Source organism: Nitrococcus sp. (assembly GCF_059432795.1).
The window spans coordinates 39,940-49,568 of sequence record NZ_JBXWZQ010000162.1; the positions used below are offsets into that span (position 1 = coordinate 39,940).

At 63.7% G+C, this 9,629-nt stretch carries 10 protein-coding genes; 5 read left to right on the forward strand and 5 right to left on the reverse strand.

Features of this window, described 5'->3' with window-relative positions; genetic code table 11:
* Nucleotides 1-10: 10 nt before the first annotated feature.
* The 4 genes from AC52Q4_RS11605 to folB are packed head-to-tail and all read right to left on the reverse strand — an operon-like array spanning nucleotide 11 to nucleotide 3,217.
* On the reverse strand, nucleotides 11-1,087 hold the full coding sequence (locus tag AC52Q4_RS11605; protein WP_495536958.1) for an adenylate/guanylate cyclase domain-containing protein: 1,077 nt from the start codon (nucleotides 1,085-1,087) through the stop codon (nucleotides 11-13).
* 48 nt (nucleotides 1,088-1,135) lie between these two features.
* Nucleotides 1,136-2,359, reverse strand: a complete 1,224-nt coding sequence (locus AC52Q4_RS11610; RefSeq protein ID WP_495536959.1) for a class I SAM-dependent methyltransferase — start codon at nucleotides 2,357-2,359, stop codon at nucleotides 1,136-1,138.
* 7 nt (nucleotides 2,360-2,366) lie between these two features.
* A complete protein-coding gene (folK, locus tag AC52Q4_RS11615) occupies nucleotides 2,367-2,858 on the reverse strand; it encodes a 2-amino-4-hydroxy-6-hydroxymethyldihydropteridine diphosphokinase (RefSeq protein WP_495536960.1) in 492 nt (163 codons plus the stop codon).
* Entirely contained in the window at nucleotides 2,858-3,217 is a 360-nt protein-coding gene (gene folB, locus AC52Q4_RS11620) for a dihydroneopterin aldolase (protein WP_495536961.1), read from the reverse strand. The genes folK and folB overlap by 1 nt, the downstream gene beginning before the upstream one ends.
* 119 nt (nucleotides 3,218-3,336) lie before the next feature.
* On the opposite strand from folB, the gene plsY reads away from it, so the two are divergent.
* Nucleotides 3,337-3,918, forward strand: coding sequence for a glycerol-3-phosphate 1-O-acyltransferase PlsY (gene plsY, locus AC52Q4_RS11625; protein ID WP_495536962.1), 582 nt, complete (start codon nucleotides 3,337-3,339; stop codon nucleotides 3,916-3,918).
* A 22-nt stretch (nucleotides 3,919-3,940) separates the two neighbouring features.
* Here the strand turns inward: plsY and tsaD are convergent, their stop codons facing one another.
* Nucleotides 3,941-4,966 (reverse strand): tRNA (adenosine(37)-N6)-threonylcarbamoyltransferase complex transferase subunit TsaD, encoded by a 1,026-nt coding sequence (tsaD, locus tag AC52Q4_RS11630; RefSeq protein WP_495536963.1) that lies wholly within the window; start codon nucleotides 4,964-4,966, stop codon nucleotides 3,941-3,943.
* Nucleotides 4,967-5,137: 171 nt separating this feature from the next.
* Here tsaD and rpsU point away from each other — a divergent pair, with 171 nt between their 5' ends.
* From rpsU to rpoD, 4 genes are all read left to right on the forward strand, one after another.
* Complete coding sequence (gene rpsU, locus AC52Q4_RS11635; protein WP_495536967.1) at nucleotides 5,138-5,353, forward strand: 30S ribosomal protein S21; 216 nt, start codon at nucleotides 5,138-5,140, stop codon at nucleotides 5,351-5,353.
* A 40-nt stretch (nucleotides 5,354-5,393) separates the two neighbouring features.
* Nucleotides 5,394-5,846 (forward strand): GatB/YqeY domain-containing protein, encoded by a 453-nt coding sequence (locus AC52Q4_RS11640; RefSeq protein ID WP_495536964.1) that lies wholly within the window; start codon nucleotides 5,394-5,396, stop codon nucleotides 5,844-5,846.
* Between the two features lie 80 nt (nucleotides 5,847-5,926).
* Nucleotides 5,927-7,666 carry a DNA primase gene (gene dnaG / locus AC52Q4_RS11645; RefSeq protein ID WP_495536965.1) on the forward strand — a complete coding sequence of 580 codons (1,740 nt, stop codon included), beginning with the start codon at nucleotides 5,927-5,929 and terminating at the stop codon, nucleotides 7,664-7,666.
* Between the two features lie 117 nt (nucleotides 7,667-7,783).
* Nucleotides 7,784-9,592, forward strand: a complete 1,809-nt coding sequence (gene rpoD, locus AC52Q4_RS11650) for an RNA polymerase sigma factor RpoD (protein WP_495536966.1) — start codon at nucleotides 7,784-7,786, stop codon at nucleotides 9,590-9,592.
* Nucleotides 9,593-9,629 lie beyond the last annotated feature (37 nt).

Sequence of the window (9,629 nt, forward strand, 5' to 3'; positions counted from 1 at the left end):
TTCATTGTGACTATTCGTGGCGCTCGGCCACCGAATCGTTTCGGTGCTTGGCGGCGCAGTGCAGATGGTACAACGTGACCGGTGATGCCAGGCCGCGAATACTCACGGACTCGCCCTTGCCGAACACAAATTTCCCCGCCGGTTCCACGGCCTCGTGCACCGCTTGCGAGACGATCACGTCCATGGGCTCGGCGTGACCGCATAGCCTTGCGGCCACATTGACGGTCTCGCCGATGGCCGTGTAGTCGAGGTGATCGCCGCTGCCGATGTTGCCGATCACCACCGGGCCGGTATGGATGCCCACGCCGACCGGTACGGGGCTGCTGTCGCTCAATGGCGGTAAGGCGTCCACCCGATCCATGATATCCAGCGCGCACTCACAGGCGTCGTGGGCCATTTCCTCGCCGTCGAATATCGCCATCACGCCGTCGCCGCCGAATTTGTCGACGTAGCCGTGATGGGCATAGACACAGTCCACCTGGGTGCCGAGATGCTGGCTTACCGCCCGGAACAGCTCGGTCGGCTCGATGCATTGCGAGAGCGCCGTGAACCCGCGGATATCAGAGAAGAGAACGCATACCTCGCGCTGCTGCGGCAGCGGCGAGGCGCTGGGGTTCTCGGCGCGGCTTTCGATGACCTTGCGAATCCGCGGCGAGACATAGCGCGCCAGGTCGGCCCGCGCCCCCTCGAGTTGTTTATAGAAATCGAATTTTTTGATAAGCCCGCCGAGACGGGCAACCACCAGCAACGGCTCGAGGGGCTTGACCAGAAAGTCGTCGCAGCCCGCCGTGAAGGCTGAGCGCAATAGATATCGGTCCTCGCTGGCCGTGCAGACCAGTATGGGAGTGATGCGGAAGCGAAGCTGCTCACGCAGCCGCCAACACAACTCGATACCGTCCATTCCCGGCATCTCGGTATCGAGGATGAAGGCGTCCGGCTCAAAATGGCGTACTCGATCCAACGCTTCCTGGGCGCTTTTTGCCACCTCGACACGGTAACCAGCCGCGTCGAGGATGCGGCTGAGGACCGTGCGTGAAAAACGATGGTCGTCAACCACGAGTACAGTTGGCTTGCGTTCCTCGCTCACCAGGTTCTCTGTGCGCCCCCAGCTTAAGTCCCGGTAATATACAATTTATTATGTGGTTACGTCTGCGCCCCGTAGCGCACGCAGACGGTCCGTGTGATCGATCCAGCCAAAACCGCTCAGCGCCGACGGCAGGCCGCGGCCCAGTGCGAGCACTTTAAAACGCTCGCCCATCTGAGCCGGGAAGAGCAGTGCCTTGGCCTGTTGAGTGAGGTCTACGGCTTGCTCGGGAGCCCGTGCCGCCTCGGCCTCCAGCAGTCGGTGCAGCCCGGCACCGACCAGAAAATGCGCCTGCGTGGTAAAGCCGAGCACCTCCAGACCGGCCGCGATCCCGGCTTCCGCCGCGTGCGTGAAATCGACAGAGGCGGTGATGTCCTGCAGCCCGGGCAGCACCAGCGGGTCATCGTGGGCGCGGTTGCGATAATGGCAAAGCAGCGTTCCCATGCGCCGTTGCGGGTGATAATACTCCGCTCTTGGATAGCCGTAATCGATGAAAAGGGCCGCTCCGGCCTCCAGGATGTCGCCCAGACTTGCCATCCACGCGGCGAGCGGGGGGCACCATTCGGAGACATAGCCCGGTGGAAGCCGGGTATCACAGTGCGTCTCGATGCGTTCCACCGCCGCGCGAAGCTCAGCCTCGGCCGGCGCGAGTGACCAGATCAACTGCGCGTCCTCCCCCAACCCGACCATTTGCTCCTGCAGGCCGTCGTTGTCCACCTGGAAGCGCTTCACCGGCAGGGCGTCGATCACTTCGTTTGCAAGTATCGCCCCGCGCAGCGGTATCTCGGGCAAGCGATCGAGCCATTCCACCCGCGAGCGCAGGTGGGGGGGTATATGAGCGATGGTCTGCGCCTGTTCCTGGCGCAAAGCGGCGCTGACCTCCAGGATGAGGTAACGCTCGGGCAAACGGCCGAGCCGCTCCAATTCCGCGAGAATGTCCGCGGCCATCCGCCCGGTGCCGGCGCCAAGCTCCAGCACCACCCCACCGTCGAGCCGCTCCAATATCTCCGCGACCTGATGGGCCAGGGTGCGCGAGAACAGTGCCGAGACCAGCGGCGCCGTGGTGAAATCCCCGGCGGCGCCGAAGCGCCGCTGCCCGGCGCTGTAGTATCCGAGCCCCGGCTCGTAGAGCGCGATCGCCATATAGCGGTCGAAGGCGAGCCGTCCGTTCGACTGCGCAATGGCGACATGGATGCGCTCGCTCAGACGGGCGCTGTGCTCGGCGGCGCTTGGATCCGGCTGAGGCATGGCCGCGTGATGGTTGACTCGGCGCATGGTCCGCTCAGTCCAGATCGAGCTCGACAACGCGCATGGCCTGCGCCTTGGGTTTGAGCCGCAACCAGAGCTCGTCGAGGGTGCGGCCGTCCTCGGGGTGACGCACGTCGCCGGCGATATCGGCGAGCGGGCGCAGCACATAGGCCTGCTCGAGGATCTCGGGGCGCGGCAGCACCAGCCCCGGCTCTCGCATCACGGCATCGCCCCAGGTTAGAAGGTCCAGATCCAGGTTGCGCGAGCAGAACTTGGCGTGACTGCGGCGACGCCCATGGGCGCTCTCGATCGCTCGAAGCTCGGCATTCAGCGCCAGCGCGTCGGTCTCGGTGCGCAGGCCGATCACCCCATTGTAGAAGGCCGCGCCCACGAAGCCCACTGCCTCGCTCTCGTAGATCGGCGAGACGATAAGATCGGCGTAAAGGCGGCGCAGATGCGCGATCGCGGAGCGGAAGTTGGTCTCGCGATTGATGTTGCTGCCGATACTGACGTAGGCACGCTGCATTAGGCCCCCGGATTGCCGCGTTCGATGCTGACGCCGGCGACTCGTGCGCTGGGTAAGGCATGCAGCTTGCCCACGCTCAGGCGCAGCCATGTGACGGGGAATTGCTTCAGCACGAGCGCGGCAACGCCCTCGGCGACGCTTTCCAGCAATTGGAATCGGCCGTCCACCACGAACTCGTTGATCCGCTTGGCCAGCGCCGCGTAGTCCAAGGCATCGGCGAGCTCGCCGGAGGCGGCCGCCGAGCGCACATCGGTGGCGAGCTCGAGATCGAAGACGAGCGTTTGACGGATGCGCCGCTCCCAGTCGTACACTCCAATGACGGTCTCCACCCGGAAATCACGTAGGAAGATACAATCCATCACAGCCCTCTCGCGCACCCTGGTGCCAACTATATCGGGACTCAACGCGCTTCTCCAACCGCACAGGCTTGACCGCAGGGGCTCAAGCGATTGCAATAGCGCTCATGTCGTCGCTCGCAATGACCCTGGGGCTAGGTGTTTTCGGCTATCTGCTCGGCTCCGTTTCCACCGCGGTCGTAATCTGCCGGATGCTTGGGCTCGCCGATCCCCGTGGCGAGGGCTCGGGCAACCCCGGTGCGACCAATGTGCTGCGCATCGGTGGTCGGCTGCCGGCCGCTTTGACTCTGGTGGGGGATTTTCTCAAAGGAGCGGTCCCGGTGCTCATCGCCCGGGCGCTGACCGAGGACATGGCAGCGATTGCCCTCGTGGGGTTGGCGGCGTTCGCAGGTCACCTTTACCCGATTTTCTTCGGCTTTCGCGGCGGAAAGGGGGTCGCCACGGGGCTGGGCGTCTTGCTGGGCTGGTCCTGGATCGCGGCGGCCCTGACCGCCGGCAGCTGGTTAGTCCTGGCAACGCTCACGCGACTCTCATCGTTCTCCGCGTTGATGGCCTTTTTGCTTGCACCGAGCTTTTTGTGGTGGACCACCGGCAGCGGCGCGCTGGTCGCGATCATGGCGCTCATGACACTCTTCCTCTATTGGCGCCACCGCAGCAATATTGCGAGCCTCTTAGCGGGCACGGAGAAGAAAATCGGGCGCTAAGAATGAGCGCTCGCGCGCTGGATCAAGGCCGGGGCGGCTCATGCAGCTCCGTCAGCGGCCATCGCGTCACGACCTCGAAGGCAAGCGGATCGTGTTCTCCGAGGCGGAGCCGCCGCCAGCCCGTGTACGCCACCATGGCGGCGTTATCCGTGCAGAACTCGGGGCGCGGATAATAGACGCGGGCGCCCGAGGCCCGGGCGAGTTCCGCCAAGCGCTCACGCAGCCTGCGGTTGGCGCTCACTCCGCCCGCCACCACCAGACGCTTCGCCCCGGTCTGTCTGAGCGCGCGTCGGCACTTGAGATAGAGCGTATCGACCACCGCGTCCTGAAAGGCGCGTGCCGTATCGGCGCGAATGCGATCGCTCGGGGCATCTGCCTCGCGCAATGTATTCAGTGTGTGTGTTTTGAGGCCGCTGAAACTGAAATCGAGCCCCGGACGGCTGGTCATCGGGCGTGGAAAGCGAAAACGCTTCGGATCGCCCTGCTCGGCGAGCCGCTCCAATGCCGGACCGCCGGGATAGGACAGCCCCAGCAGCTTGGCGATTTTATCGAAGGCCTCGCCCGCGGCGTCATCCAGGGACTCCCCGAGCAGCCGGGAGCGACCGACCCCCGCGACCTGTACGAGCATGGTGTGGCCACCGGAGACCAGTAGCGCGAGGAACGGGAAGTGCGGCGGCGAGTCCTCCAGCATGGGCGCGAGGAGATGGGCTTCCATGTGGTGGACGCCGAGCGCCGGGATTCCCAGGGCATAGGCAAGACTGCGGGCCACGGACGCGCCGACGAGCAGGGCGCCGGCCAGGCCGGGGCCGCGGGTATAGGCAATGCCGTCGAGCATCTGCCGCGACGTGGCGGCGGCCTGCAGCGTCTCGTCGAGCAATGGCAGCAGCTTGCGGATGTGATCGCGTGAGGCAAGCTCGGGCACTACGCCACCGTAGCGTGCGTGGGATTCGACCTGGCTGTAGACGCGGTGAGCAAGCAGCCCGGCGCGTCCGTCGTAGACCGCGACGCCCGTTTCATCACAGGAAGTCTCGATACCCAGTATGCGCATCGGCCGGGATCTCTAGTGGCCCGCAGAAATTTGCATGCAAACGCCCTTGCGCTTTTGCAAATGGCCCGTAAGCTGGTTAATATTACACGTTTGCCCACAAGCTTAAATTCGATCGGGCCTAGTCGTGAACAGGCAATACGATTCGCCAACGAAGAGGAGGTGTTTAGCTACATGCCACAGGTGAAGGTGCGCGAAAACGAGCCCTTCGAGGTTGCTCTGCGTCGCTTCAAGCGCTCCTGCGAGAAGGCTGGGATTTTGTCCGAGATCCGCCGCCGCGAGCACTATGAAAAGCCAACCCAGGTTCGTAAGCGCAAACAGGCGGCGGCCGTGAAGCGGCATCTCAAGCGTTTGCAGCGCGAGCAACAACGCCGGCAGCGCCTATACTGAACGGAACGCACCGACCACCGAAACCTCTACCGCCGGATCGATGAGCGAGCTTAAAGAGCGAATCAACGCAGCGGTGAAGGCCGCGATGCGCGCCGGGGAGAAAACGCGCCTCGGGACGTTACGCATGATCATGGCGGGCATCAAACAGCGCGAAGTGGATGAGCGCCGGGAACTCTCCGATGCGGACGTCCTCGCCGTGCTCAGCAAGATGATCAAGCAGCGACGCGAGTCGTATACGCAGTATCACGACGCCGGGCGGCAGGATCTTGCGCAAAAGGAGCAGGCCGAGATCGAGTGTATCGGCGAGTTCATGCCGCAGCCGCTCTCTGAGGGCGAAATCGATCAGCTTGTCGATGCGGCTATCGCCGAGACGCAAGCCGAATCCGTCAAGGACATGGGGAAGGTCATGGGGGTGCTCAAGCCCAAAGTGCAGGGCCGAGCGGATTTGGGCGCGGTCAGCGCGCGCGTGAGGGCGCGCCTGCCGAGCGCTTGAGCGCGACTTCGACGTATTGCGTTTGCCGTATTCGGTGAACGGGCTGTTGCGGCCAAGGAGGTTGAGCTACAGACGAGGCTATGGCCGGAAAGATTCCCGAGCGTTTCATCGATACGCTGCTCAGCCGAACCGACATCGTCGATGTCATCGGCGAGCGTCTGCAGTTGAAACGATCGGGCAGCAACCACCATGCCCTCTGTCCTTTTCACGGCGAGAAAACGCCCTCCTTTACCGTCAGCCAATCCAAACAGTTTTATCATTGCTTCGGCTGCGGCGCGCACGGCAGCGCCATCCGCTTCTTGATGGACTACGAGCGGATGGACTTTCGGGAGGCGGTGAGCCAGCTTGCAAAACGGGTCGGCCTCGATCTCCCTCAGGCGGCGGATGAAAAGCAGATCGAGCGCCATGAGGCGCTCTACCGCGTGGTGGCCCGGGCCGCGGAGCTTTATCAGGAGTGGTTGCACCGTCACCCGCAGAACCAGCGAGCGATGAGCTACCTTAAAGGCCGTGGCCTCGATGCCGACATTGCGGCGCGATTCGGCCTCGGCTTCGCTCCTCCCGGATGGGAGCACCTCGCGCGCGCGATCCCCGAGCGCAAGGCGCTGGAGGCCGCGGGGCTGCTTGTGCAAAAAGGTGGCAATCGGCCCTATGATCGGTTCCGCGATCGGATTATATTCCCGATTCGCGACCAGCGCGCGCGGATCATCGGTTTCGGCGGGCGTTCGCTCGGAGACGGAAAACCGAAGTATCTGAATTCGCCGGATTCCCCCATTTTCCACAAGGGGCAAGAGCTTTACGGCCTCGACAAGGTCCTGGATTCGGAGCGGCAACCGGCTGATATCTTAATTGTAGAGGGCTACATGGACGTCGTGGCCCTGGCGCAGTACGGGCTGCCGCGAGTGGTGGCCACCTTGGGTACCGCCACGTCGAGCGCGCAGGTCGAGCGGCTGTTTCGCGTCACCCGCGACCTGACCTTTTGTTTCGACGGCGATGCTGCCGGCCGGCGCGCGGCGTGGCGGGCGTTGGTGAACACATTGCCCGCGCTGCGGGGCGGGCGCCAGGCGCGTTTCCTGTTTCTGCCCGAGGGGCAGGACCCGGACAGCTTCGTGCGCGCAAATGGTCGCGAAGCAATCGAGGCCGCCGTGCGCGAGGCGCGGCCGTTGTCGGATTTCCTGCTCGAGCAACTGACTGCCGCTGCGGACATGAGCAGCATTGACGGGCGGGCGCGCGTGGTGGATGCGGCGCTGCCACTGTTGCAGAAGCTGCCCGAGGACGTCTTCCGGCGCATGCTGATCGAGCGATTGGCGGCGCTGGCGAAGCTGGAAGCGGATTATATCGAGGCAAGGCTCAGCGCGCCTGGCACGCCCAGCCCGAAGCCGCCCCCGGCTCGCCGGGGGCGCGAGGCACCGGCGGTGCGGCGCACTCCAGTGCGATTGGCGATCGCGCTGCTTTTGCAGCGCCCGGCATTGGCGCAGCTGCTCGATGCGGAGGAAGTTGACAGCCTTCGCGATTCGCGCATCGCGGGTTTACCGCTGCTGGTGCAACTACTTGAGTTGGCCCGCGCAGAACCGCATATCAATAGCGGTGCGTTACTGGAACGGTGTCACAACAGCGAGCATGAAGCGGCGCTGTGGAAGCTCGCGACGTGGGATCATATGGTTCCCGACTCTGGGATAGAAGCGGAGTTTCGAGGTGCATTGGCGCGTATGCGTGCATTGCTGCACGGCCAGCGTTTGCAATACTTAAACGAGCGATTGCAGCGCGGCGAGCTGACGGCCGGGGAGTGGCGAGAATGGGTTGAGCTGAAACGGCAACCCTGAAGCAGGCTGTTATATTTATCAGCGTAGACAAGCGTACTCAATAGGTTATATTACATACTTGAGGGCCTTTATCAGGCTTCATGTGTACAACCCCATTAAGCCAGTCAATATACAACTATGTCTATTCAGGATCAGCAGTCCCAGATCAGAGAGCTCATCGCCCGCGGCAAGGAGCAGGGCTACCTCACGTATGCGGAGGTCAATGACCATTTACCCGATGATATCGTAGATCCGGAGCAGATCGAAGACATCATTGGCATGATCAATGATATGGGGATTAGCGTCCACGAGTCAGCTCCTGATTCCGATACGCTGCTCCTGAGCGATGCCGCCGTTGCCACCGATGAGGACGAGGCCGAGGAGGCCGCGGCAGCGCTCGCTTCCGTGGACGCGGAGTTCGGCCGCACCACCGACCCGGTGCGGATGTACATGCGCGAGATGGGCACCGTGGAGCTGCTCACGCGCGAGGGCGAGATTGAGCTCGCCCGGCGCATCGAGGACGGGCTCGACCAGGTGCTGCGTGCGTTATCCGCTTACCCCGATTCCGCCCGCACACTCTACGCACTCCACGAGCACGTGGAGGCCGGACGGGTGCGTCTTCCCGAGATTCTCGCCGGCTTTCGGGGGCTCGACGACGAGCTTGGCCGTGGGCCGGAGGCCGAGGAGGACGAGGAGGACGAGGAGTCCGCCTCCAACGCCGTAGCGGACAGCGGCCCCAACCCGGAGCAGGCGGTTGCGCTTTTCGAGCGTATCTGGGAGCTGCACGGAATGATTATGAGCACGCTGCAGGAGGAAGGCAGCGACTCGGAGCGTTGCCGTGAGCTGCGCGAGGAGATGGGCGGGCTTTTTCTGTCCATGAAGCTCGCGCCAAAGGTCATCGAAGGGATGGCCGAGAACCTGCGCAGAGCCGTCGAGCGGATCCGCCGCGCCGAGCGGGAAGTGACCCGGATCTGCGTCAAGCACGCCGGCATGCCGCGCCGGGAGTTCCTCTCGTTGTTCCCGGGCCGAGAGACCGACCCGAGCTGGGTGGACGAGCTGATCGAGGCGAACAAGCCGTATTCGGAGACCGTGGCCGAGCGCAAGCAGGACGTGCTCGAGGCCCAGGTCGGCCTGGCGGCCATCCAGGAGAGCACGGGGCTTTCGGTGAGCGAGGTCAAGGAGATCAATCGCCGCATGTCGATCGGCGAGGCCAAGGCGCGCCGGGCGAAAAAGGAGATGGTCGAGGCGAATCTGCGTCTGGTCATTTCTATTGCCAAAAAGTACACCAACCGCGGCCTGCAGTTCCTGGACCTGATCCAGGAGGGCAACATCGGGTTGATGAAGGCGGTCGACAAGTTCGAATACCGCCGGGGCTACAAGTTCTCCACCTACGCCACCTGGTGGATCCGGCAGGCGATCACCCGTTCGATCGCGGATCAGGCGCGGACCATCCGTATACCGGTCCACATGATCGAGACCATCAACAAGCTCAACCGAACCTCTCGGCAGATGCTTCAGGAGATGGGCCGCGAGCCGCAGCCCGAGGAGCTCGCCGAGCGCATGGAGATGCCCGAGGACAAGGTGCGCAAAGTCCTCAAGATCGCCAAGGAGCCCATCTCGATGGAAACGCCCATCGGGGACGACGAGGACTCCCATCTCGGTGATTTCATCGAGGATGCGACCGTGATGTCGCCGATTGATTCCGCGACCCGCGAGGGCCTGAAGGAGTCCGTGCGCGAAGTGCTCGCCGGTCTCACCCCGCGTGAGGCAAAGGTGCTGCGGATGCGCTTCGGCATCGACATGAACACCGACCATACCCTCGAGGAGGTCGGCAAGCAGTTCGATGTCACCCGCGAGCGGATTCGCCAGATCGAGGCCAAGGCGCTGCGAAAGCTCCGCCACCCCACTCGCTCGGAATCGCTGCGCAGCTTCCTCGACGAGACCTGAAATCATCGTCGGGCCGGGTCGATTGCCCCGGCCCGAC